General features: G+C 68.0%; 24 protein-coding genes. 18 read left to right on the top strand and 6 right to left on the bottom strand.

Annotated features, from left to right (window positions below; translation table 11 throughout):
• Positions 1-4: 4 nt before the first annotated feature.
• The 5 genes from G4D83_RS18450 to G4D83_RS18430 all read left to right on the top strand — a co-directional run bounded on the left by G4D83_RS18450 (position 5) and on the right by G4D83_RS18430 (position 5,411).
• The gene (locus G4D83_RS18450) at positions 5-841 is read left to right on the top strand and encodes a hypothetical protein (protein WP_163866083.1); all 837 of its coding nucleotides are present in this window, start codon (positions 5-7) and stop codon (positions 839-841) included.
• Between the two features lie 3 nt (positions 842-844).
• Positions 845-3,244 carry a fibronectin type III domain-containing protein gene (locus G4D83_RS18445; RefSeq protein ID WP_163866082.1) on the top strand — a complete coding sequence of 800 codons (2,400 nt, stop codon included), beginning with the start codon at positions 845-847 and terminating at the stop codon, positions 3,242-3,244.
• A 97-nt stretch (positions 3,245-3,341) separates the two neighbouring features.
• Positions 3,342-3,848: a hypothetical protein gene (locus G4D83_RS18440; protein WP_240356403.1), complete on the top strand. Its 507-nt coding sequence runs from the start codon at positions 3,342-3,344 to the stop codon at positions 3,846-3,848.
• A gap of 11 nt (positions 3,849-3,859) precedes the next feature.
• Entirely contained in the window at positions 3,860-4,144 is a 285-nt protein-coding gene (locus G4D83_RS18435) for a hypothetical protein (RefSeq protein ID WP_420826641.1), read from the top strand.
• Between the two features lie 103 nt (positions 4,145-4,247).
• Positions 4,248-5,411, top strand: coding sequence for a serine/threonine-protein kinase (locus G4D83_RS18430; RefSeq protein WP_163866080.1), 1,164 nt, complete (start codon positions 4,248-4,250; stop codon positions 5,409-5,411).
• Here the strand turns inward: G4D83_RS18430 and G4D83_RS18425 are convergent.
• The gene (locus G4D83_RS18425; RefSeq protein WP_163866079.1) at positions 5,408-5,767 is read right to left on the bottom strand and encodes a helix-turn-helix transcriptional regulator; all 360 of its coding nucleotides are present in this window, start codon (positions 5,765-5,767) and stop codon (positions 5,408-5,410) included. The genes G4D83_RS18430 and G4D83_RS18425 overlap by 4 nt on opposite strands.
• 6 nt (positions 5,768-5,773) lie before the next feature.
• Positions 5,774-6,127, bottom strand: a complete 354-nt coding sequence (locus tag G4D83_RS18420; protein ID WP_163866078.1) for a helix-turn-helix domain-containing protein — start codon at positions 6,125-6,127, stop codon at positions 5,774-5,776.
• A 199-nt stretch (positions 6,128-6,326) separates the two neighbouring features.
• Between G4D83_RS18420 and G4D83_RS18410 the strand changes: the two genes are divergently transcribed.
• From G4D83_RS18410 to G4D83_RS18395, 4 genes are all read left to right on the top strand, one after another.
• Positions 6,327-8,162: a serine/threonine-protein kinase gene (locus G4D83_RS18410; RefSeq protein ID WP_163866076.1), complete on the top strand. Its 1,836-nt coding sequence runs from the start codon at positions 6,327-6,329 to the stop codon at positions 8,160-8,162.
• A 41-nt stretch (positions 8,163-8,203) separates the two neighbouring features.
• Positions 8,204-9,115 (top strand): DUF2381 family protein, encoded by a 912-nt coding sequence (locus G4D83_RS18405; RefSeq protein ID WP_163866075.1) that lies wholly within the window; start codon positions 8,204-8,206, stop codon positions 9,113-9,115.
• A 328-nt stretch (positions 9,116-9,443) separates the two neighbouring features.
• A complete protein-coding gene (locus tag G4D83_RS18400) occupies positions 9,444-10,700 on the top strand; it encodes a Tox-REase-5 domain-containing protein (RefSeq protein ID WP_240356402.1) in 1,257 nt (418 codons plus the stop codon).
• A 13-nt stretch (positions 10,701-10,713) separates the two neighbouring features.
• Positions 10,714-11,433: an immunity 52 family protein gene (locus G4D83_RS18395; protein ID WP_240356401.1), complete on the top strand. Its 720-nt coding sequence runs from the start codon at positions 10,714-10,716 to the stop codon at positions 11,431-11,433.
• Between the two features lie 170 nt (positions 11,434-11,603).
• Here G4D83_RS18395 and G4D83_RS18390 read toward each other — a convergent pair whose 3' ends face one another.
• Positions 11,604-11,972, bottom strand: a complete 369-nt coding sequence (locus G4D83_RS18390; RefSeq protein ID WP_240356400.1) for a LysR family transcriptional regulator — start codon at positions 11,970-11,972, stop codon at positions 11,604-11,606.
• Positions 11,973-12,510: 538 nt separating this feature from the next.
• Here G4D83_RS18390 and G4D83_RS18385 point away from each other — a divergent pair.
• From G4D83_RS18385 to G4D83_RS18365, 5 genes are all read left to right on the top strand, one after another.
• On the top strand, positions 12,511-13,626 hold the full coding sequence (locus tag G4D83_RS18385; RefSeq protein WP_338041925.1) for a DUF2380 domain-containing protein: 1,116 nt from the start codon (positions 12,511-12,513) through the stop codon (positions 13,624-13,626).
• Entirely contained in the window at positions 13,623-14,093 is a 471-nt protein-coding gene (locus G4D83_RS18380; RefSeq protein WP_163866072.1) for an NUDIX hydrolase, read from the top strand. Before G4D83_RS18385 ends, G4D83_RS18380 begins: the two co-directional genes overlap by 4 nt.
• 241 nt (positions 14,094-14,334) lie before the next feature.
• Complete coding sequence (locus G4D83_RS46195; protein ID WP_240356399.1) at positions 14,335-14,598, top strand: hypothetical protein; 264 nt, start codon at positions 14,335-14,337, stop codon at positions 14,596-14,598.
• 197 nt (positions 14,599-14,795) lie between these two features.
• The gene (locus G4D83_RS18370; RefSeq protein ID WP_163866071.1) at positions 14,796-15,854 is read left to right on the top strand and encodes an SMP-30/gluconolactonase/LRE family protein; all 1,059 of its coding nucleotides are present in this window, start codon (positions 14,796-14,798) and stop codon (positions 15,852-15,854) included.
• A gap of 159 nt (positions 15,855-16,013) precedes the next feature.
• Positions 16,014-16,655, top strand: coding sequence for a hypothetical protein (locus G4D83_RS18365; protein ID WP_163866070.1), 642 nt, complete (start codon positions 16,014-16,016; stop codon positions 16,653-16,655).
• A gap of 75 nt (positions 16,656-16,730) precedes the next feature.
• On the opposite strand, the gene G4D83_RS18360 is transcribed toward G4D83_RS18365, so the two are convergent.
• The 3 genes from G4D83_RS18360 to G4D83_RS18350 all read right to left on the bottom strand — a co-directional run bounded on the left by G4D83_RS18360 (position 16,731) and on the right by G4D83_RS18350 (position 19,884).
• The gene (locus G4D83_RS18360) at positions 16,731-17,315 is read right to left on the bottom strand and encodes a superoxide dismutase (RefSeq protein WP_163866069.1); all 585 of its coding nucleotides are present in this window, start codon (positions 17,313-17,315) and stop codon (positions 16,731-16,733) included.
• A 200-nt stretch (positions 17,316-17,515) separates the two neighbouring features.
• The gene (locus G4D83_RS18355; protein WP_163866068.1) at positions 17,516-18,808 is read right to left on the bottom strand and encodes a universal stress protein; all 1,293 of its coding nucleotides are present in this window, start codon (positions 18,806-18,808) and stop codon (positions 17,516-17,518) included.
• A 56-nt stretch (positions 18,809-18,864) separates the two neighbouring features.
• Entirely contained in the window at positions 18,865-19,884 is a 1,020-nt protein-coding gene (locus tag G4D83_RS18350; RefSeq protein ID WP_163866067.1) for a 2-hydroxyacid dehydrogenase, read from the bottom strand.
• Positions 19,885-20,144: 260 nt separating this feature from the next.
• Here G4D83_RS18350 and G4D83_RS18345 point away from each other — a divergent pair, with 260 nt between their 5' ends.
• The 4 genes from G4D83_RS18345 (at position 20,145) to G4D83_RS18330 (ending at position 23,877) form a co-directional block, all read left to right on the top strand.
• Positions 20,145-20,597, top strand: coding sequence for a thioredoxin family protein (locus G4D83_RS18345; protein WP_163866066.1), 453 nt, complete (start codon positions 20,145-20,147; stop codon positions 20,595-20,597).
• 53 nt (positions 20,598-20,650) lie between these two features.
• Entirely contained in the window at positions 20,651-21,991 is a 1,341-nt protein-coding gene (locus G4D83_RS18340; RefSeq protein ID WP_163866065.1) for a nicotinate phosphoribosyltransferase, read from the top strand.
• A 296-nt stretch (positions 21,992-22,287) separates the two neighbouring features.
• Positions 22,288-23,400, top strand: coding sequence for a Kelch repeat-containing protein (locus tag G4D83_RS18335; protein WP_163866064.1), 1,113 nt, complete (start codon positions 22,288-22,290; stop codon positions 23,398-23,400).
• 75 nt (positions 23,401-23,475) lie between these two features.
• Positions 23,476-23,877, top strand: a complete 402-nt coding sequence (locus G4D83_RS18330) for a hypothetical protein (RefSeq protein ID WP_163866063.1) — start codon at positions 23,476-23,478, stop codon at positions 23,875-23,877.
• Positions 23,878-24,011: the final 134 nt, after the last annotated feature.

Here is a 24,011-nt window from a genome sequence, read left to right as displayed (position 1 = left end):
CACCATGCCCGCGCTCGCCCTTTCTGGAATCCCCTTGCCGGTGCTCACCGAGAGGGGCCTTACGTACACACCCACCTTGCTGGGGGAACACCGTCGCGCCTTCTCCGGGTGGTTGCGCACCAGCGAGCGGCGGGAAGTCCTCTCGTACGCGGGCAACACCGGGCCTCTCTCACAGGAGGATGCCCGCGCATACCGGGGCCTCGTCAAAGGGGAGGGCCACGTGTGGAACTTCGACTCGGGCATGCGGAGCAACTCGTTCCTTCTGCCGAGCGCTACCACGGGCACGGCGACGGCCGGTGTCGCGGGAGGGCGCTATGGCGCGTGCCTGCGCATGGCCGCCAACTCCAGCGTGACGTTCCTGACGGGCGTGGGCGCGAAGTGGACGGTGGCCTATTGGTGGAAGCTGGAGGGACAAGCGACGTGGACGCACTTCATCCACCGCTCCGGGCACTTCATCTCCAGTGGAGGGCTCGTCGACTCCACCACGCCCAATAGCGGCGCGCTCGTCGTGGACGGGGCTGGAGCCCTGGCTGGGGGAGATGTGACGCTGCGAATCCTTGGCGGTTTTGGTGGCGGCATCGTCAACCCCACCAACGCGGCGTTGCTGGTGGATGACCTCGTCATCCTTCCGTGGGTGGCGCCTTCCTCGTGGGTAGCGCCCTGGTACGCGGCTGGCCAGCCCTTCGGCGCGCCGTACCCGTACCACGTGGCCTCGGGCTCGGCGCTGTACGAGCCACGCGTGGTGCTGGGCAAGGTGGGCCAGGGGCGCGCCGTGGAGTGGTGGCAGGGCGGTGCTCGCGTGCTGGGCCAGGAGTTCGACTACGAGTTGCAGGAGCGCTGACGCATGCGTCCTCTGTCTTCCTTCCAGGCGGCTCTCCTCACCAGCCCCACGGGCTACTCGACGCATCCGCGCGTCTGGGTCCGCGACGCTCAAGGCGTCTGGCTCAACCTGCAAACCCTCTTCGGCGTCGACTGGGTGCTGGGCGTGCGCATCAACGAGAAGCTGGACGCGCCCGTGGCCGAGGCCGAGGTGACCCTAGCGCGCGATGGGGCCGGTGGTGGGCGCATGTCCCTCTCGCCCCTGGTGTTGCAGTCGCTTGCTAACACCACCCAAGGCAGCTTCGCGCCGTTGCTCGCGGAGGCGGCCTACTTCCGCATCGAGCTGGGGCTGGCGGCGCCCGGAGGCGTGCCGAGGGAAGAGGACTACTTCGAGGTCATTCGAGGCCGCATTGATGAGGTGGACACGGGGCCCGAGGAGTTGAAGGTGGTGGGGCGCGACTTGGGTGGGCTACTCCAGGACACCGTCATCGAGGTCGAGCACGAGTATGGAGACGACTCCGCGGGCGTCCCCGTGCAGGCCATCATCCAGGCGATATGTAACGACAACGGCATGGCCAGCTTCGGCCTCTACGTGCCGGTGGACCCGCTCTCCCAACGCGGGAGGTACGCGCAGAAGGTGGAGCCTGTCCTCGAAGCGGTGCGCACCCTCGCGCAGCGAATCGGCTGGGACTGCCGCATGAAGTGGCGGGCGAGCACCGGGGCCTACGCGCTGACGCTCTACGCACCGGACCGGCTCCAGACGTCCGAGGAGTGGGCCTATGGCCCGGACGAGTACGCGGACCTCGACTCGGTGACGCGCCAGCTCGTGGACATGCGCACGGACGTCGAGGTGGTCTACAGCGACAGGGCGGACCTCGACGCGTCGGGGGTGCCGAAGCGAAAGAAGGTGACGGCGAGCAACCCCACGGCGCGGGCCCAGGTGGGGCGGCGATGGATGCAGGTGGCCGAGGACGCCTCCAGCAACATCAACACGGAGGCCGAGGCGCAGCGCCTCGCGGATGCTGCGGTGGCGGACCTCTCCGTCTCTCCCCTCACGGTGAGCATGACGGTAGATCCGCACCCGGCCCTGGAGCTGGGGGACCTGGTGCGCGTGGAGCCGGATGGCGTCCGCCTGGACACAGCGCACCGGCTCGCCGTGCAGGAGATTGAGCACGAATGCGCGACGGATGGCACCGCCCGCATGAAGCTGGTGCTGCGCGGGCAGCCCTCGACGTCGGTCCGTGAGTGGCTGGAGCGCGACGCGCGGCCCGGCATCGCCCCGAGCGCGCCCTTCACCGGACCGGCGGCGCCCCAACAGCTGAAGACAATGCCCATCGTCAACGGCTTCACCGTGGCGTGGACGCCCGCGCCTTCCGGCCCCAAGTGGGACGAGTACGAGCTGCACGTCTCGCGGGAGCCGGACTTCGTCCCTTCGGTGGACACCTTCCAGGCGCGCGCGCGGACGACGTCCTTCCAGTTGTCCAACTTGAAGCCGGGCGTGACGTACTTCTGCCGGGTGGTGGGGCGGGACGTGCGGGGCAACGTCGGGGCGCCCTCGGAGGCGGTGCCTGTCACCACGGCTTACCTGACACCCGCCACGTTGCTGCCCGGCGTGGCCTTCGGTGAGTCGCCGCCCAATCCGGACTTCGAGGCGTGGAGCGTAGAGTCCTCGCCGCCGGACGCATGGGCCATGGGGGCGGGCCTGTGGGCCGGACATGCCCAGGTGACGGAGGATGCCTTCACCGGACAGCGCGCGGTGCGGCTGCTGGCGAGCGGGACGCGCCTCGACTCCCAGGCGATGATTGCCCGTCCCGGGGACAGGTATGGCCTGGACGCGCTGGCGAAGACAACGCAGCTGGGCACGGTGCTGGCAGTCCAACTCGTCTGGTACGACGGCGCCTTCAACGCCCTGTTCACGTCGAGCACCAGCCGTGCGTTGCCTGCCGGCGGATGGCAGCGCCTCACCGGCTTCCATGCCGCGCCGGCAGGGACTCGCTACGTGCAGGTGCGTCTCTTCGTGCCGCTCACTACGGGAGAGCCTTGGGTCTACGTCGACTCGGTGCGGCTGGAGTGCGTGGGCGGTCTCGTTGAGCCGTGGATTGGCATTCGCACCGACCAGCTCAACGACTTGGAGAACGGGTGGACGCCCTGGGATGCCGCTGCGTGGCCGCTGGGCTACTACAAGAACAGCGACAATGAGGTGTCCATGCGCGGTGCCGTGCGCCCCGGGACGGTGGGCTACGTCACCGTCTACCGCATGCCAGGGGGCTACCGCCCCAGCAGTCCGCGCGTCCTCATGCTTCCCACGAGCCACGGCCTGGGCTTTGGGCAGCTCAACGTGGATGGGGCGTTGCAGGTGTACAGCGTTCCCGCTGGGACTGTGTGGGTGAGCCTGGACGGGGTGCGTTTCCGCGCGGAGCAGTAGGGGCGCTTGGGCCACGGCTGGAAAGTGTCCCCATTGAAGAGAGGGAGAGCGGGAGCTGTGCGGCATGGCGCCGCGAGCCCCGCTCGAAAGGCTCACCATGCCCCGTCCCTCTTTGCTCCTGGCCGCGTCCCTCCTGCTCGCGTCTACCGCCCTGGCCGCCGAGTCGCCTGTCGTACCGGACCCGAGCCGCATCGAGGAGTTCGCGCGCCTCGTGTTCGACGCGGTGACGTCTCGCAACTGGGCCCTCGTCGCGTCCCTCGCGGTGGTGGCCGTCGTCTACGCGCTGCGCCGCTTCGGCGGCACGCTCTTCCCGTGGCTAACGTCCTCGCGCGCGGGGGCGGTGCTGGCGCTGCTGGTGGCCGTGGCGGGCGCCGTGGCCAACGCGCTGGTGGCGGGTGAGTCCTTCACCTGGACGCTGCTCCTGAAGGCCCTGGGCATCGGCCTGGGAGCGGCGGGTGGCTTCTCCGTGCTGAAGGCGCTCCTCTTCGGTGACGAGGTGGTGCGCAAGGCCGAGGAGGCGGGAGAGCTGGCCGCCGGGGAGATTGCCGGCAAGGCGGCGGCGGTGGCCGTCCTGGAGCAGCTCCACAAGGGCCGCAAGCTGTGAGGTGGTTTGGCTTGGTGCTGGCCTTGGTGCTCGCGGGGCCGGTGCGTGCCGAGGACGAGGTGCTGGACGTCGAGCGTGCCACCGTGACGCTCCAGGATGGGCGCGTGGTGGAAGTCTCCGAGGGGTGTTGGCTGTCCACGAGAGCGTGCCTCGACACGGCCCGGGAGGTGCGTCGCCTCCAGGTCGAGAACGAGGAGCTGCGCCAGCACGCGGGAGACGCGCCGCTGGTGAAGGTGCTCGTGGCGCTCGCCCTCGGGGCGGGCCTGGGATTCACCGTGGCGAAGCTTGCCCGTTGAAGGCCGGAATCTAAAAAGTCCCTGAATCGTGGACTTTTCAGGTGATTCCTGCCGAGAATCCTCGGGAGCGTCAGTGCATTGCCCCTCTTGCTCCCGAGGACTCATGCCTCCCCCTAAGAACAGTGGCAATACCGTCCCCAAGTCACGTCGTACGTCCTATCCCCCGACGCCAGATGCGCCCCAGCCCCTCTTCAAAGTGGGAGGCGTCCGGTACGAGGCCGTCCGCACGCTGGCCCACATGCAGACAGGGGACACGCTGCTCTTGGCCCACCGCTACGCGCAGGAAGAGACGCTTCCAGGCCTCTGCCTTGTGCGGCGTTTGCCGAGCCCTCCAACGTACGCGGAGCGTCGGCGTCTCTCGGATGAGATTCAGCTGGCCTTCCGCCTGAACCACCCCGGCATTGCCCAGGTGTTCCACCTGAAGATTCACCAGGACTCGCCCCACGTCGTCATGGAGTACGTGGACGGCCCTTCCTTGGAGACGCTGGTGAGCGCGGGCGTGGTGCGCGGCAAGCCTGTCTCGGAAGCCTTCGCCCTCTATTCGGGTGTCGAGCTGGCGGAAGCCCTGCACTACGCCCACACGTTGAAGGGGGAGGACGGAAAGCCGCTGGGCATCATCCACCGCGACGTCAATCCCCGGCATGTCTTCGTGGGTGCCCACGGGGAGGTGAAGCTGGCCAACTTCGGCGCGTCCTTTTCGCTGCTGGTGGGGCGCACCGAGTCGCCCGCGAGTCTGGTACGGGGCGACGTCGCCTATGCCTCGCCCGAGTACCTGGAGCGTGCCCCTCTGTCCCCGCGCTCCGACGTCTTCAGCCTGGGCGTGCTGCTCGTGGAGTTGCTGACGGGCACGCACCTCTTCGACGTCGAGGACGTGCCGTCACCGCCCGAGGGCATGCGCCGACTCGTCCCCGAGTACCTTCCCTCCCTGCCACTGACGCAGATGAGGACGCTGCTCGCCAGCTTCGGTCCGGAGGACGTCGAGCGCGCGGTGAAGAGTCTAGCCCCGGACGTGAAGGCAATTCTGCACACCGCCTTGCGTGTCGTCCCCGAGGAGCGCTTCGCCACGGCGGCGGACATGCGTGACGTGCTGCGGGCGGCCTTGGCCAAGCGTCACCCAGGCTATGGGCGCCAGGACGCACTGGAGGAGGTGCGCCGCGTCGTCGCGGAGGGCGGAGCCCAGCGCGAGATGGTGGAGTTCGGTGAGGTCGGCATCTATCCCGAGGGGTTGGAGGAGCACGAGCTGCTCGCGCTCGCGAAGAAGGGCTAGCGCGACAGGGCGGTGGCCACGTGAACGAGGGCGTCGAGCTTCTCCTCGTTCAGCTTCCGCGCCAGAGAGAGAAGGCGGCGCAGCTCGGGTGTCTCCTCCTCACGAGGGGGAGTGCGCTGCGCCTTCTTGCCTGCTCCTGGTGGCGTCAGGCCCATCAGCACCTCGGGGGACACGTGCAACTCCGCGCAGAGTCGGAAGAGGGAGGGAACGCTGGGCAGCATCTTCCCGCGCTCCAATCGGTTGTAGACGGCATGCACGAGCCCCACGCGCTCGGCCACCTCGGCCCGTGTCAGCCCCAGCTTCTCGCGCGCCTCACGGGCCGCCACGCCGATGGTTACCGCGAGTTCTTCATTCATATGCCTTCACCGAGGAGAGATGAGTTCGAGGATGGCTCTTACCCGAGCGTCGTCCAATTGGCGCACGTGAAAAAAGAGCCGACGTCGCGCTGGCAGGTCCTCGTCTGGAGGCAACGTCGGCGAGTGGCCCATCAGCTCGTTGGGCGACGCGTCCAGCACCTCGCAAAGTCGGTGAAGTGTCGAGACGCTGGGCTGCATCTTCCCTCGCTCCAAGCGGTTGTAGACAGTGAGGACAATCCCCACGCGCCGGGCTACTTCGGCCTGTGTCAATCCCAGGCGTTTGCGAGCGACGCGAGCGGCGCAACCAATGACGATGGGGAGTGGTGAGGGAGAAGTGGGAAGGGACGTGGCTGCCTTCATCGCTCCTGTGTAGCCGAAAGCGCCTCAGAATTGAATCCCTAGAGTCACGCGCCCAGCGTTGGACCTAGTACGTCCTGCGCTGCTCTGGCTTCGCGAGGATGGACTCCACGTTGGGTGATGCGTCTGGTAGCGTTCGCCGCCCGCTGGGAGGCAAGCGAATGCAAGAGAGCGACACCGTGAGAGCCGGGAGAAGGACGCCATGAGGAACGGGCCGTCCCTCGCGATGCTGGCGCCCGGCTCCCAGGTGGTGGGCTACACGGTGGAGCGGCCCCTGGGCAGCGGTGGCTTTGGCGCCGTGTACCTCGCGCGGTGCGATGGGCAGCCCGCCGCATTGAAGCTCCTGGACTTGAAGCGGGTGGGAGAGCGGGTCGAGCGCGAAGTCTCCATCCTCCTTCGCCTCAATCACCCCAACGTGGTCGGCATTCTCGGCTTCGGGTTCTGGCCCACGGCGTCACCGGAGTTCGCCTTCATCGCGATGGAGTACGTGGAGGGGCGCCAGCTCGATGCGTGGGCCAGTGAGGAGAACCCTTCCGCCCGTCAGGTTGCCAGGGTGGTGCTGGACGTGGCGCGAGCATTGGAGGCGGCCCATGGAGCGGGTGCCCTTCATCGCGACGTCAAGGAGTCCAACATCATGGTCCGCACCTCGGATGGCGCGGCCAAGCTGGTGGACTTCGGCATAGGCGACTACGAGGGCGCGCGGGAAATTACCTCGGGCAACCTCCCTCCCGGGACACCGCAGTATCGCTCCCCGGAGGCGAGGATGCACATCCGGCAAAATAGAGGCGGTTCCCGGACCAGATTTGAACCCACGCCCTCGGACGACCTGTGGGCGTTGGGACTCGTTTTCTACGGGCTGCTCACTGCGCGCGTTCCTTTCGAGGGACCGGAGGACGACCTTCGCGACGAAGCCGTTATCGCCACCGTGCCGAGGACGCCGCGTGAGGTGAACGAGCGCGTGCCCGTGGCACTGAGTGACGCGTGTATGCGGCTGATGGAGAAGACTCCCGCGACGCGGGTCCCCAGCGCGCAGGCCCTTCGCGTGGCACTGGAGGAGGTTCTTCGCGACGCGGACGCGGCGTGGGACGTGCCGCTGTGCGACTCCTACAGCGATGACTCAGCCACGACCGAGGGTGAGCGGGACACTCACGACAGGTGGCTGCACTCCCTCATTCAAAGGCCCCGGCGAGGCAAGCGTCCCCAGGTGGTAAGGCAAGAGCCCCCGCCAGCGTGCGAGGTACAAGCACCCGAGGAGAGCGCTCCCACGACGGAGCACGTGTCGCGGACAGTGCGCCCCGCTTGGACCTGGGCAGCCATGGCCCTGGCAGTGGTGCTCGTCGCGGTAGGGGCCCTGTGGAACTGGTGGACGTCACGCGTAGAGGAGGCCGTACTGACCCGTCAGGAAGTAGCGCGCATTGGGAGTTCGTCTCAAGCTGTCCGGGCCGCATCTCCCTCCATCGGAATGGAGGCCACCCCTGCGGTCGTCGCCGTTCCCGCGATGCTTCCCGAGGCCACAACTGTGATGATGGAGAAGACCGAAACCGCGACGCCACCGAAGCCCGTGACGAAGGGTACGGGCATCATGAGCAGGGCCATTGCCACGGCAGCGGCATGCACGGCTTTGGGTTGCCCCGGCGTGCAGGTGCGGCCGCCTCCCCCTCCGGAGGAGTGTCCGCCCGGAGCCGTTGAGGCAATGGAGAAGTGGGGCGTCAAGGTGGAGGATCATTGGGGCGTTACCTTCCTTGTTAATAAGCCAAAGATCATCACGGTGACTGATGGCCCGACTGAAATGCGGCTCCTCGGCAAGTGGAAGCGCATTCCGGATGCGACATTCTCAGGGAGGCTTACTGTGAGTGACCGCGTTTATGGGCGGTTCACCCGTGCGCGTACCAGCGATGGAAAGAGCTTCCCCGTGTGCCTGGAACTCCTGTCGGGATCCTTGGTGAAGGGGCTGGAGAGGGAGCCGGGTGATGACAGCCCGACTTCGGCTCGTGTCTTTACGACAGGGGACGTCAGGGCGGTGGACGAGTTTGAGTGACGCAGCGTGCGCGAGATGCCACACGAGGGAGTTCCGGACGGATGCATGCAACATCAGCGGTCGTTTTCCTTGGGCTCTTGCTCTTTGCTGGAGGTGCGGCGGCACAGGGAAACACGGCCTCCGGCGGTGGTGCTCGGCGCATTGAATTGGGGCCGGATGATTCCGGAGCGTTAGTCGAGGTTGCTGTCAGCCCTGGCTTGTCTACGATGCTTCTCTTTGACTCTGAGCTGGCTCAAGAAGGGGTCGACTTAGACGAGAGGGGTGTTTTCTCAATTGTCGATGTGGGCCGCATGACGATGCGACTCGTCCCTTCTGCGAAGGTGATTCCTGGGGAAAAGTTTCGCCTGTCGGTGAGATTCCGTGATGGCGCAGCGCCTCCCAGCGCATCGATCTTGCTAACGGCTCACCCTGCGCGTGCGGACACGGTTGTGGAGGTGTATCGGAACACGCGAACTGTCGAGTCATACCGGCAGGAGACCAAAGAAGCACGAGCCGAGGCACAGCGGTGCCAGGAAGAAAGCGCGCGCTTGGTTTCGGAGCATGGAGCCCCGGGGGGCCTCGCTGGGTTGCTCGCGGTTGGCGGAGTCGACGTGAATGGCGTGGCTGGTCGGGATGTGACCAAGACGATTTCTTCGGACTCGAAGAGCGCGCTTCAGCCTTTCAAGGTGCAGAGCTACCGCTCGACGGGACGCGTAGCCCTTGAAGTCTTTCTGACGGGCCTTCGTGGAGATCAACCATGGACCGCCAAAGGCGCTGCACTGCGCGGTCTCCAGGGTACTGAATTAAAGGTGCTCCGAGTATGGCAAGAGTCACCTATTGCATCGGGTGGAATTGGGCGCTTGGTGGTTGAAGCAGAAGCCTCCGCCGAATCCGCACGGGGCCCCTTCTCCTTCAAGCTGTGGGAGGCCGATGGGCAGCGCACGGTGACGATTAGCAACGTGACCTTCCCCTGACGGGGCTTCGAGGCATGTCGGGGTGACGTTGTAAGATTCCGCCGCGCAGTCGGTTCCCAGCCGTTTGTCAGACGGGAATGCCAGCATTCAACCCACTTGCCTCCCTTGGAGAGAGGCATGGGGGTGCTGAATGCGTGCTGTCCTCTGGGTGCTGTGCGCCGCTCTCCTCGTGACGGGATGCGCTGGCGTTGAACCCTCGACGCGCAGGAGCACTTTCCAGCAGCGTTCCGCACTACTCGGGGAAGGGGGGCACTCCCGAGGACAGCGAAGCGATGCGTTCGACACGCTGCTTCGCGACGCGGGGCTGGAGGACCAAGACGCACGTCCCGTGGCTGGCAGTTCGCTCACGCCGACACACGCCGCGCGTCTGCTGGAGGCGCTGACGGGCAAGGACGTGACGCTGGGGCAGTTCCCGGCACGCGTCGCGGTGGGCTTCATGCTGCGCGAGGTGCTCGCCGCGGGCGAAGTGTCGCGCGCCGAGCTGGTGCGGCGAGTCGGGCGCTTCACGCAACTGGCGGTCCTCCGTCCTGACGGTTGCCTCGCGTGGGTGCGCAGCGGGCAGACCCAGCAGCGCGTGGGCACCGTGGAGTGGAAGGACGGTGGCTTCCGGTCCGGCCAGTTCGAGCTGGGCGTCTTCTACTCGGGCAAGGGCGGTGTCTTCCGACAACTGAACGCGCGGCTGGAGGAGACCGGAGAAGGCGCCTTCGCGGACGTCCACGACGATGCCGACTACCTGAGCCGCACACTGGACGGAGCCGAAGAGGCTTTCGTCGGGCTGGCGCTGGCGGTGGGGCAGCTCCTCTCCACGTCACCAGCGGACACCCTCGCGGCGCTGAGACACATGCCTGCCGCCGTGGCGGCGCTGCTGGCCTCGTCGCCCGAGTACCTGGAGCGCTTCCAGTACATGCCGCGCGGCGAGCAGGTGCAGGCCGTCTCCAAGCTGGTGACGAACATCGTCGCCACGTGGGGCACGGTGTCCGCCACCACACGCACGTTGGAAGGCGCCTCGCTCGCCATGGCGGAAGTGCCGAAGCTGTCGCTGTCCGCCCAAGGGGTGCTCGCCATGGAGAGCGTGGCGGTGCCGGTGGGGCGCGCGGCGGCGGTGCTGAGCGGTGGGCCTGGCGCAGCCATCATCCTCCAGAGGGCGAGTACGGCCGCGAAGAGCGGGGCACCGTCGAAAGGGCCTGGCCAGTGGGGACCTGCCCAAGAGTCCATGTCCCCCCGTGCGCGGCGCTACCAGGAACAAATCACGGGGCACACTGCCGACGAGGCATACTGGGTCGGTGGCGTAGGCAAGGGCAGCGGAGGCGTGAAGTTCGATGGGTACGGGAAGCGCGTGCTGCTGGAGGCGAAGGGACCGGGCTATGCCAAGTTCTTCGAGGGGCTCGACCCGAAGCGCTGGTTCAAGAACTCAGGGGCGGAGGCGCTCATCCAGCAGGCCCAAAGACAGGTCGAAAAGGCGCCTTCGGGTGTGCCAATTCGTTGGCATGTTGCGGAGAAGCAGGCCGCCGATGCCATTCGGCAGCTCTTGCGAGGCCGAAACATAGATGAAATCGAGGTTGTCTTTACGCCCCCTCTCCCATGAGGAGACGCAGACCGTGAACGAAACTTACTACTTGGGAACTTACTGGGGGGCTCGCAAGGAACTGGCGGGGGAATGCGCTGTGCGCACAGGGACGTTGCTCTCGATGCTCCCCACTGTTGACCCCTCGTTTGCCCGATGGTTCCAGCAGGGCAAGTCACGAACCGATGCGCTTCGGCGTTCTATTGAGCCGAATGTGCAGGACCTGGAGCGGTTGATTAGTCGCGGCAAGGACCGCGTGATTGAGGACCTGGGGTTTCGCTTCCGTGGCTGGAACGGAGTTCTCGATGAACGTGATGCCAGCAGTTTTGATGTGACGTGCGGGGGCCGTTCGGTACGAGTCAGCAACTTCTGGCTGTTCGATTTGCCCATTCAAGGAGCGAATGCAGGCCGCGTGCTCACGGGAGATGTCCTTGCCTCATTGATGCGAGTGACCGCCACGTCCTGGGAGCCTGATTGGGGCGTGGCCATGTCGCACTCCCATCGGGACATGGTCGAGCCTCGGCGCGTCCCGAAGTCACCCTACGTCGGATGGGTAACGTACCTCGCGCGTCATCGCGGCACGGTGCCTCCCCTCCCCTCTCCAGTGCGTGTCGAGTCAGTGGAGGACAAGGGCACGCTGATTGTCCTCACTCCCGAGCGCTTCACTGTGAGCAATCCGGAGCATGTGTCGCTGGCCGAGCAGGTGCGCGAGCTGCTGGACCGAGCAGGGCTGTTGAAGCCCCTCGCGGTGTGACCTTCCCCCCTGCTTCTTGAGCTGGTGGAGTTGGCCTCATGTGCCCCCAGTGTGCCCCTCCAGCGTGGAATGGGGCGGCACACTGGGGGACAGGCTGGGACGGGGCGGGATAACGAACCCGAGGAGAATCAAGGCGATAGCGGGTAACAGCGCGTCCTGCTTGGGGTTTTCTATCGCCTCGTCTGCGGATACGAGGCTCGCAGCAGCGCGAAGAGGGGCGCGAGCAGATGTGGCGGCAAGCCCACGGGCAGCACCACCCGCAGCACGCCGGAGGGGGCCTGGCCCACCTCGCGCAGCGAGGCCACCAGCGCGCTCGTCTCCTGCATCATCAGCCGGCCACGACGGGCGAGCACCTCTCCCGCCTCCGTCAGGACGATGCCCGTGGGAGTGCTCGTGAGGAGCGGCACACCCGCGCGAGCCTCCAGCGCCTCCACGCGTCTGCGCAGCGTGGTCCGTGACACGGCGAGGGACTCGGCCGCGGCCAGGAACGAGCCCGTCTCCGCGACGCCCACGAAGGCACGCAACTCTTCCAGGTCCATGCTCTCGCCTCGTCGGTGAGGGCTCGCGAGCCCCACCCAGACGCCTCCCATCGAGTGAGCATCCTCGGGCGCCTCCACGACCGCAAGGCGGGCCGCGACAGACCGCGCATGAAGCAATGGACGCGCGAGGTGGAGTCGTTGCTCCGGAGCAATCCTACCGCGTGGTGGAGCGGCGCTTCGAGCGCAGGGGTCGGGGATACGCTGCGCATTCCTGACGCGGCTGGAAAGCCGTTGGACCTGAGGTTGGACCATGCGCGCTGACGTCCTGCTGTTGCTCGTGTTGTTGCTGTCCACGGGGTGCGCGTCCGTGGAGCGTGCACCTGGGCGGAGGAGGACCTTGAACTACGCGCCGCATACGGTCACTGAGTACGCCGGGCAAGGCCGTCTGGCTGGAGCTGGGGGACAAAGCGGCGCACTGACTCGGCAGGCAGTCCTCCAAGCGATTGACGAGGTAGCGGACTCATTGGACGGGAGCGAGGCCGCGCTCTCCACGCTCGCGGCGCGTGCTCCGGCGCATGGTCGAGGGAGTCTCGACGGCGTGTTCACGCGCTATCTCGACCACGGCTCCCATCAACTGATGTCGCTTCGTGGTTCGTTGGGGCGTGCCACCGCGCTGACGGAAGTGGCGTCGGAAGTCGACGATTCGGACATGGAGCTGGCCCTGCTCCGCATGACGGGACCTCGACTCCAGTCTGCCCTGTTCGGAACCCTGTTGCTGGCCACCTGGGTCGACTTCCTTCACCTCGCGGAAGCCGTGCTCCGGGACTGCCCCATGTACGGCTTCGAGAGGCTGTTCGTGGACCTGCATCGATTGCGCGAAATGATGGAGCCCACGCTGAAGGAGCTCACTTCGCTGGAGCCTGAGCGGGTCGAGGCGGCGGCGACCTCGATGCCCGAGCTGATGGGGAAGCTGACGCATGAGTTCGATGCAATCCATCGAGATGCCCGCGAGGCCATGAAAGTAGCCGGGCAGGTCATGGCGGCGGCCCAGGCGCTGGAGATGCTTGCCCTGATTTCCACGCTGAAGATGTCGTTGCCTCGGCTGCCGCCCGCTGCTCCCGCGACGCTCGGCGCGAGGCTGGTGATGAGTTCAGGTGGTGTAATGGCGGGCTCGCGAATCGTCGTCTCCGCGGAGTGGGTGGAGATGATGCGAAGGCTCGTGCAGGCGGGCGTCCTCTCTGTTCCCGCCGTCAGCGCGGCCGTCCGCATTCACGGCGGACAGGTGCTGATGGCGCAAGCGCACCAGGACCTGCCCAAGGGGGTCCGCGATGCGCTGGGCGACAGCCCGGAAGTGCGAGGCATGCGGGTGACGGGCAAGGCAGGAGCGGGCATGTCGGAGGCGCCGAAGCACCATGTCCTGCCGAAGGAGCATCGCGAGTGGTTCGAGCAGCGCGGCTTCAAGGGGGACATGGACATCGACCAGTTCTGCGTCCGGCTGGAACAGGCCCACCACGAGGCGATTCACGGTGGGGGAAACTGGAAGCTGGGGCGCATGTGGCCCGATGAGTGGAACCGGATGATCATGCGGCTGTTGGGCAAGGCCGAGAGAGAGACGGGCCGGACGTTGACCCGCAACGAGATCCTGAACATCGTCGCGGAGAACATGAAGCTCTACGACATCCCGATGAAGTTCACCAAGGGGAGAAGCCGATGACAGACGGACGTTCATGGCAGGGGAACTGGAAGGCCCGCCTGTATGAGCGTGTCCGCGAGCGTGGGTACGATTCGCTTACGGCCTTTGCCGAAGCACGCCCGGCCGTCCCGTTGGTGGAGCTGGCCGAGGAGCTTGGCGAGGATGACATCGCCGGTGTGCAGGTACTGAAGGGGCTGCTCGCCGAGGCAGAGCAGCGCAAGAGCACCACACGGTTTGTCCGCGATGTTCTCGTGCGCCTGCTATCCCAGAACCTCCCGCACGGGTGGCCAGCAGTGATGGATGACGGAACCCGCTTCCTGATTGGGAAGGCTCTTGGCTCATGGTCGGCCTACATTCCTGATTCGTATGAGGAACGAGCCGATCAAGTCATGGCCGCTCTTCGTGCGAATCCGCCCCCCGCCGGCTGGCGTCCACTCGGGCCTGACGACGAGTTGCTCCGCACGCTCCTCCCTGACGAAGAAGCCTGACCCGTAGAGGAAGACACCGAGAATGCCAGGTCGACGCCCTTCCCGAATGCCCACGCCACGTCTCCTCGTCGCAATCCTCGCCCTGGGATGGAGTGGCCTCGGTTGCAAGGACTCGAGCCCCGCGCCCACGACCCAGCCCGCCAGGACAGGCACGGACCTCGCGTCCCTGGAGCAGGTGGTCAACCTTCCCCGTCGCCCCATTTCCGTCCAGTGGCGAAAGGCCATTCGCGGAACACCGGGGATGGGCCCCACCGATTGGGAAGTGCTGGCCGTCCTCGAGTACTCGGAGGCCGAGGCCCAGGCGCTCCTGGCCACGCTGAAACCCACGGACCTCGCACCGCCCACGCTGGACGACGGAGGCTGGCTGCCGGCCTCCACGCGCAAGTCCCTCGCGGGCGCCCGGGCCTATGACGCCTCCGCCTTCTACCGGCCTCCGCTCCAACACGGGACGGTGCTCCACGTGCCGGGCACGAACACCTTCCTGCTCTCCCTCTTCACGATGTAGCCCGAAGGCCCGCGCGGGAAAGGCTCGGTCCGCCACGTCCCTTGGACGTCGCCTTGTCGCCGTCACGTCCTCGCCGAAGGGCACCTGGCGCCGGCCGTGTCGGCTCGCGGGCCGCCCGCGTCATGAGCCGGAGATGTGACGCCCCTCGCACCCTGCTAGCGTCGTCGCGTCGTTTTCCCGGCGAGGCTCCAGACTCCATGAAGAAGCTCCTCATCATCGCGGGTGTGCTGTTCGTGGCGCTTGGAGGGCTCGTCCTCAAGACGCTCTCCGACGCCGGACAGTTCAAGCACCTCACCCCCCACGCGCCCGGCAAGTGCACGCCGGTGTCGGGCATGCCCGGCGCGGAGGACATCACCTTCCACCCGAGCCTGGGCTACGCCTACGTCTCCTCGGATGACCGGCGCGCGACGCTGGCGGGGCGCCCCGTGCCCGGCGGCATCTACCGCTATGACCTCTCCGGCACCACGCCTCCGGTGCTGCTGACGGGAAGCTTCTCCCCCGACTTCCATCCGCACGGCATCGGCCTGCACGTGGACCCGTCGTCCGGCGCGCAGACGCTGTTCGTGGTGAACCACTCCCGGTCCGAAGGCCAGCGCATCGAGCGCTTCGAGGTCGGCGAGGACGGCCTGCTGGTGCACCGCGCCTCGTTGAGCGACGCGCTGCTCGTGTCCCCCAACGACGTCGTCGCCGTGGACGCGCAGCGCTTCTACGTGACGAATGACCACGGTTACCCGCCGGGCGCGAGGCAGGTGCTGGAGGACTACCTCCAACTCGCCCTGGGCAACGTCCTCTACTTCGACGGCCAGCGCTTCCAGGAGGTCATCCAGGACACGAAGTACGCCAACGGCATCAACCGCTCCGCGGACGGGCGCACCGTGTACCTGGCGGAGTCGGTGGGTCGCTCACTGCGCAGCTACGAGCGCAACCTGGAGACGGGCGCGCTGACGCTGCTCAACACGCTGGATTTGAAGTCCGGCCCGGACAACATCGAACTGGATGCCGACGGCAACCTCTGGATTGCCTCCCACCCCAAGATGCTCGACTTCGCCTCCTATGCGGGCGACCTGACGGGCAAGAGCCGGGCGCCCGCACAGGTGCTGCGCGTGACGGGCACGGGCGCGGACCTGAAGGCCACCGAGGTGTATCTGGACGACGGAAGCCAGACGGCCGGCACGGCCACCGCCGCGGTCTTCGGCAAGCGGATGCTCCTGGGCCCCGTGTTCGAGAAGGACTTCCTCGACTGCGAGCTGCCCTGAGCGCGTCGTCGGAATCCAACGGCCCTTCGCCCCCGAGTCGCAACCGGCTTGTCCTGACTTGAGAGCCTCCCCAACCTCCTGGCTGCCAAGACAGGGGGCGGACGCTTTCGCCCGGGGGAGAACGGCGACATGGGCGGTGGGCTGAGTTGGAGGGGGACAGTGGGACTGGGTGGGCTCTGCGCGGCGCTCGCGGCGTTCGCTCCGGGAAGCGCGAAAGCGGACGTGGACGAGGCCCTGGCCCTGGGGCATCACCACAAGGACAAGCAGAAGAAGAAGGAAGAGGAGCGGGCGAAGCGGGAGGCGGCCGCCACGGGTGGTTCGGGCGCGGCGGCGATGATGGGGCCTCGCGTGGGTGGCCACGTGGCCGCGGTGATTCCCTTCCTGAGCGTCACGGACGAGGACACCACCGTCATCTTCGGGGACTTCTTCACCGTGGGCCTCGCGCCGGGCATCACCCTGCACCTCAACGAGCGCTGGGCCCTCGACTTCGAGTTCATCGCCTTCAGCCGCTGGCAGTTCGAGGACGACGGCACTCCGGCGAGCGTCAGCACCAGCTTCGTGCTGGACCCGGGCGTCATCTACGACTTCGGAGCGTTCAAGGGCGGCCTGCGGCTGGCCATGCAGGTGGGCGAGGGCGTGCCCTTCAACGGAGGCATCGTCCCCATCATCATCAAGGGCTTCCCCATCACCGAACATCTGAAGTGGTTCGTGGAGCTGGACCTGCCCTTCTTCGTCACCGGAGCGCCGGGCGACGCGGGCATCAGCTTCTCGCCCCAAATCCAGACGGGCATCGCCTTCTGACGACGCCCGCCCCACCCAGAGCCGCTTCACCGTGCTCGCCCACGAGCGGGATGAAGCGGCGCTGGTTGCGAGGACTCAGCGCCCCGCGAGGTTCTTGGCGACGAAGTCCCAGTTGACCAGGCTGGTGAGGAAGGTCTCGATGTACTTGGGACGCTGGTTGCGGAAGTCGATGTAGTACGCGTGCTCCCACACGTCGATGGTGAGCAGCGCCTTCTGGCCGTGCTTCATCGGCAGGTCCGCGTTGCCCGTCTTGGTGATGGCGAGCTTGTCCTTGTCCAGCACCAGCCACGCCCAGCCCGAGCCGAACTGCGTCGCGGCGGCCTGGGAGAACTCCTCCTTGAACTTGTCGAAGGAGCCGAAGTCACGGGTGATGGCCGCGGCCAGGTCGCCCGTCGGCTGCCCGCCACCGCTCGGCTTCATGCAGTGCCAGTAGAAGGTGTGGTTCCAGACCTGCGCCGCGTTGTTGAACACGCCACCGTCGCTGGAGAGGATGATCTCCTCCAGGGACTTGCTCTCCTCGGGCTTGCCGGCGAGCAGCTTGTTCAGGTTCGTCACGTACGCCTGGTGGTGCTTGCCGTAGTGATACTCGAGCGTCTCCTCGCTGATGTGAGGGGCGAGCGCGTCCTTGCGGTACGGAAGTTCAGGCAGCGTGAAGGCCATGAGTCGGGTCCTTTCCAGGGTAAAGGGATGCGGAGAACTATCACCCTCCTACCCGCGAAAGGGGCTCGACTCCAATGCATTGGCGGCCCGCCAAAGCACTGGACGCCCGGGATACCGACGGGTCAACACTCCGCGAGGGGCCCCCGGGGCGGCGATGTATCAGGTGACCCGGGGCTCGTTTCGGAACTGGACACCCTGGGTCATCCGGCCAGGGGCGGACGCACCAGCAGCACCGGCCGCTCGGTGCGCGCGAGGACGGCCTGCGTCACCGAGCCGAGCACCGCGCGCTTCAGCCCCGTGCGTCCATGCGTCCCGAGCACGAGCGCATCCACGGCGAGTCGCTCCGCCGCCTGGGCCAGCGCCGTCACGACGTCCTTGCCGTCGACGATGACCTCCACCCGCGCGTGACGTCCGGTGGCCTCGGCCTCGCGAGGCACCAGCGCCTCCAGCTTGCGTTGCGCCGTCTCCACCGACGGGCCCGCCTCCGCGACATGGAGCAGGTGCACGGTGCCGCCCGGCGCCACCAGGCCGAAGGCGTGCGCCACCGCGCGGTTGCCCGTCTCCGAGAAGTCGGTGGCCACCAGCACGTCGCGGAACGACGGCAGGGGCGCGTCCACGCCGGTCGGCACCGCGCGCGAGGACACGCAGGCCACGGACATCCGCGCCAGCCGCAGCGCATGGTGGGACACGCTCCACATCTTCCCGAGCGCGCGCCGGTGATGCGTCCCCACCACGAGCAGGTCCGCGCGCTCCCGCTCGGCCAGCTCCACCAGGTGGTCCGCGATGCGCCCCAGCGAGGGCTCCAGCACCGTGCGCGCCGCCGCGCCTCCAAAGGCCAGCGGTGCCACCAAGGCCTCCGTCTCCCGGTCCAGCACGGCGCGCAGCTCCGGCGTCATCTCGGCCAGCTCCAGCGGGCGCGACAAGCCCAGGCGGCGGTACTCCTCATCCGGCCACACCACGCGCGCGCCGACGACTTCCACCGGTCCCCACGCGCGCAGGCCGCGCACCCACTCCCGCGCGGCCTCGAAGGGCACCGAGCGGTCCACGCCGAGCACCACGCGCAGGGGACGTTTGCCCCGCACCCACGCCTCCAGCACCTCCGCGTCGCGGACCGCGAGCAGCGGCGCGTCCAGCGACTGCGCCAGCCGGTCCACCGTCCCACCGACGCCGAGGAACGGCGCCTCCTGCGTGGGAGGCGCCGTCACCACCAGCGTGGCCATGCGCTCCCGGGCCACCTCCGCGACCTCCACCGCCGCCTCGCCGGTGCGCAGCTCCTGTTCCACCCGGGCGCCCGACTTCGTCAGTCGACGGGCCTCGTCTCCCAGCGCCGCCTCGGCCGCCTGGTGCAGCGCCTTGCCGAAGGCGCGCGCGGAGTTGGGGTTGAGCACGTGCACCAGGAACAGCGGCACGTCCGCCTTCCGGGCCAGCTCGGCGGCGAAGTCACTGGCGCGGCGCGCGGCGTCGGAGAAGTTGGTGGCGCAGACGATGGACATGGCGGTTCCTCCACGAGTCGGACGGGCGTCATGCCCATCCGCCCTGCACACGCGGCTCACGCTCCGGCGGGCCGCACCTGTTCGACGCGCACCTCGTTCACCAGGGGCTCGCCATGCTCGAAGGCCCGGACGCTCGCCAGCGTGGTGCGGGCGATGCTCACCAGGGCCTCGCGGGTGAGGAAGGCCTGGTGCGAGGTGACGAGCACGTTGGGAAAGGTGAGCAGGCGCGCGAGCACGTCGTCCTGGAGCACCTGTCCGGAGAGGTCCTGGAAGAAGATGCCTTCCTCCTCCTCGTACACGTCCAGGCCCGCCGCGCCGATGTGGCCGGACTTGAGCGCATCGATGAGCGCGCGGCTGTCGATGAGCGCGCCGCGGCCCGTGTTGATGAGCAACACGCCCCGCTTCATCCGCGTCAGCGCCTTGGCGTCCACCATGTGCCGTGTGCCCGGAGTGAGCGGCACATGGAGCGAGATGATGTCCGAGGCCGAATACAGCGCGTCCAGCGACACGTAGCGCGCGCCCACCTCCCGGGCGAACGCCTCGTCCGGCGCGACGTCGAAGCAGACGACGTCGCAGCCGAAGCCCTTGAAGATGCGCGCGGCCACCTGGCCGATGCGGCCCGTGCCCACCACGCCCACCGTCTTGCCCGCCATGTCGAAGCCCACCAGCCCATCCAGCGAGAAGTTCCAGTCGCGCACGCGCGCGAAGGCTCGGGGGATGTGGCGGTTGAGGGAGAGCACCAGCGTCACGGCATGCTCGGCCACCGCGTGCGGCGAGTACTCCGGCACCCGCGTCACCCGCACGTCCAGGCGCCGCGCGGCCTCCAGGTCGATGTGGTTGTAGCCCGCGGAGCGCGTGGCCACGAGCCGCACGCCCCCCGCCCGCAATATCTCCAGCGTGGGCGCGTCCAGGCGGTCGTTGACGAACGAGCACACCGCATGGAAGCCCTCCGCCAGCCGCGCCGTCTGGAGCGTCAGTCGAGGCTCCAGGAACGTCAGCGCATGACCGAACTCCGCGTTGGCATCCTCCAGCGCGCTCCGGTCATACCGATGGGTGTCGAAGACGGCCAGCCGCATGCCTGCTCTCCCGCCGACGGGCCGTGTGCCCGCCGCGTCCGGTCGGTCGCCATTGCAACGCTCACACCATGCGTGGGCGCAAGAGGAGCGAGGCGAGGAGGGACCGCGCAAAAGCTGCACACGTCTTGGAGTGGACGCAAAAGCCTCGGGCGCTCCGGGGGCTGGCGGCCAGGCGGGGGCGTCGTTAGAAGCACGTCGCGCGGGCCGCTTCCGGAGGCGACACGGCCTACCTTTTCGGAACGAGGCTCCGAGGAGGCGTCATGTTCCGCTGTGCAGCCTGTGGTGCGTTCAACCGCGTACGAGAGCCCCGCCCTACCGGGGCACCGGAGTGTGGCCGCTGCCACAAGGCCCTGGATTTGTCGGGCGCGCCGCAGGAGGTGGACGGCGAGGCGCTGGACCGCGCGGTGCTCGGCTCTCCCGTGCCCGTCCTCCTCGACTTGTGGGCGCCGTGGTGCGCGCCCTGTCGCGTGGCGGGCCCCATCCTGGATGAGGTGGGCCGCGCGCAGGCGGGCCGGCTGCTGGTGCTCAAGCTGAACACGGAGCAGCACCCGCGTCCCGCGAGCGCCTTGAACGTGCAAGGCATTCCGACGTTCATCGTCTTCTCTGGCGGGCGCGAGGTGGCGCGGCGCAGCGGTGTGCTGCCCAGGCCGGAGCTGGAGCGGTGGGTGTCGAGCGCGACGGCGGGCCCACCCGGAGCGGGCGCCACGGCCTGAGTCCCGCACCCAGCGCGCGGCGCATGTCGCGCATTGATTGAAGGAGGCCGGCCATGGAGCCCGAGGCCGCGCTGTTGACGGACCTCTACCAGCTCACGATGACGGAGGCGTATCTGGCCGAGGGCCAGTGGGACGAGGCGGTCTTCAGCCTCTTCGTCCGCGGGCTTCCGACCCGGCGCAACTACCTGCTGGCGGCGGGCCTGGAGGACGCGCTCCACACGCTGGAGCAGCTGCGCTTCCGCGCGGAGGACCTGGAGTGGCTGGCCTCACAGGGGCGGTTCTCGGACCGGCTGCTCGGGTGGCTGGAGCGCTTCAAGTTCAGCGGCGACTTGGACGCGATGCCGGAGGGAACTCCCGTTTTTGGTCAGGAGCCCTTGCTGGAGGTGCGCGCGCCGCTGCCCGAGGCGCAGTTGGTGGAGACGTACCTGCTCAACCACGTGCACCTCCAGACGCTCGCGGCGTCCAAGGCCTCGCGCGTGGTGACGGCGGCGGCGGGACGGCCGGTGATGGAGTTCGGCCTGCGGCGCATCCATGGAACGGACGCGGGGCTGAAGGTCGCTCGCGCGTCGTATCTGGCGGGCGTGGAGTCCACGTCGAACGTGCTCGCGGGGATGCGGTATGGGATTCCGCTGTCGGGCACGATGGCGCACAGCTACGTGCAGTCGCATGACGATGAGCTGGAGGCGTTCCGCGCCTTCACCCGCGTCTACCCCGACGCGACGTTGCTGGTGGATACCTACGACACGCTGCGCGGCGTGCAGCACGTGATTCGACTGGCGCGCGAGCTGGGTGAGGACTTCCGCGTGCGAGCGCTGCGGTTGGACTCAGGAGACCTGCTGGCGCTGTCGCTGGCGGCGCGCGAGCTGTTGGACGAGGCGGGCCTGGAGCGCGTGCGACTGATTGGGAGCGGCGGGCTGGACGAGGACTCGGTGGCGAAGCTGCTCGCGCGTGGCGCGCCGCTGGATGGCTTCGGCGTGGGCACGGCGATGGGCGTGTCCGCGGACGCGCCCTCGCTGGACATGGCCTACAAGCTGGTGGAGTACGCGGGCAAGGGCCGCGTGAAGCTGTCCGCGGGCAAGGCGCTGCTGCCCGGCGCCAAGCAGGTGTATCGCCAGGACGAGGACGGCGTGGCGCGCAGGGACTTGCTCGTGCGGCGCGGAGACGTCGCGAGCGGGCGCCCGCTGCTGCGGCCGGTGATGCGCGCGGGCCAGCGCCTGCCCGATGCGTCTCCGTCTCTGGAAGAGGTCCGTCAGCACGCGCGGAGGGAGCTGTCCCGACTCCCCGCAGAGGTGCGCGCGCTGGAGCCCGCGAGGCCACCCTACTCCGTCGTCGTGGGTGACGGACTCGCGCGGGCACGGGCTCACGAGGTCGAGGTCTGGGCGGCCGAACCCTGAGCGTCGCTCCGGCGTGACAGGAGGCCATCCCCCCGCGAGCAACGCGAGGCCGCCGAGCGACTCCATCGCGAACATGGTTCCGGCCGTCCAGCCGGGGAAGCCATGGGCGCGGGTGTAGGACCCGCGAGGCGAGGAGCGGCCCACAATCCCACGAGTGGGACTTATAACCACTGTATTTCCAATGCAACAGAGTCACTGTCATGCCGCGTCGTCACGCGATGTTGACGAGGAGGGGCGCGCGGAGCGTCGGTCCCCCTCGGCACAATGCGGACCTCACCCTTCACCACGAGGAACGGATGACACGAGCAACCACAGCGAAGACGTGGCTTGGCCTGGGATTGTGTGGAGCGTTGGCGACGGTGGCCGGGGCTTCCACGGCGGTCGCGGAAGCGCCACGCGTCGAGGCACGCACGGCCTTCATCTCTCCCTGGTCTCAAGCGGCGTCGATGAGCCAGATTCGCGCGTTCCACACGGCGACGCGGCTGCCCTCGGGCAAGGTGCTCGTCACGGGCGGCAATGGCTGGGGCTCGGTGACGGCGTCGACGGAGACGTATGACGCGGCCACCAACACCTGGAGCGCGGCGGCGACGATGAGCCAGACGCGGGCGCGTCACACGGCGACGTTGCTGGCGTCGGGACAGGTGCTCGTCGTCGGCGGCCAGGGCGCGGGCACGCTGGCGAGCGCGGAGTTGTACAACCCCACCACGAACACGTGGAGCGCCACGGGCAGCCTCGGCACGGCGCGCGGCAGCCATCAGGCGGTGCTGCTGGCCTCGGGCAAGGTGCTGGTGTTCGGCGGCTTCGGAGCCACGGCGCTGAAGAGCGCGGAGCTGTACAACCCGGCGACGGGGACGTGGGCGGCGACGGGCTCCACGTCGGTCGTCTCGGGGAAGGTCAGCGCCACGCTGCTGCCTTCGGGCAATGTGCTGGTCATCAACGACGACGGCGTCACGGGCGCGGCGGAGGTGTACAACGCGAGCACGGGCACGTGGAGCCGCGTGTCGGACCCGCCGGCCTTCTACGGACACGCGGCGATTCTGCTGAACCAGGGCGCGGTGCTGGCCACGGGACAGGAGACGGGACAGTACGCGAGCGGCGCATGGCTGTTCTGGCCGGAGGACAACGAGTGGGAGTACGTCTCGTATGCCACCGAGGAGCGTCGGCGGAGCCACTCGATGACGCTGCTGCCGTCGGGCAAGGTGCTCGTCGCGCGAGGCACGCGCAACCAGATTGGCGGCACCACGGAGCTGTTCAGCCCGGCCACGTGGCAGCTCTCCGTCGTGGGCAATGACACACCGACGTATGGGCATACGGCCACGCTTCTGACCAACGGCAAGGTGCTCGTCGTCGGTGGCACCAGCCAGGAAGAGCCGGAGATGTACTCGTCCGGTGAGCTGTTCACCGAGTAGCGAGCGGTCCGCGGCTCCCGGCCCGCCTGTCTTTCGAATCGAGACAGGCGGCGCCGTGTGCTACGCGGGGTGGTGATGAAGACCGACGTCCCCACCCAGCTCATCGAGGGCTACTCCGCCGAGGAGCTGCTGCGCATGCCGGCGGAGGAGTTGGAGGCCTTCGCGTTCACCGGTGAGGCATTGATTCTCCGGGTGGGCAGCGGCGAACTGCTGGGGCGCTTCCGGCGGCTGCCGGACCGACTCGAGGTGGAGCTGGCGCAGGTGGACCGGGGCGGCCAGGGGATTCTGCTCGCGCTGTGGCGTCTGGCGCGTCAACTGGCGAGCGCGCGCGGGGTGCCCCAGGTCGAGTGGATTGTCCACGCGGTGCATTGCGCCCATCCGAACCTCAAGCTGCGTCGAGTGCTCGAGCGCCGGGGCTTCGTGGTGCGTGAGCTGCCAGGACGCGGCTCCGCCTACCACTTCATCGACACGGTGTAGGCGCAGGCGTTCACTGTGCTCGCCGGGCCCACCGGTCCGCGTCGCGGCATGGCCCGTCCTGCGTCGTGGACCAGACGTGTGCCGTGGAGGCTGTGTGGCCGAGGCGTGCCCCGTGGACGACAGTCGCGAAGCCG

The sequence above is a fragment of the Myxococcus eversor genome (assembly GCF_010894455.1).
GTDB lineage: Bacteria > Myxococcota > Myxococcia > Myxococcales > Myxococcaceae > Myxococcus > Myxococcus eversor.
The sequence above is the reverse complement of the archived record's forward strand: the minus strand, read 5'-3'. Positions and strand labels throughout refer to the sequence as shown.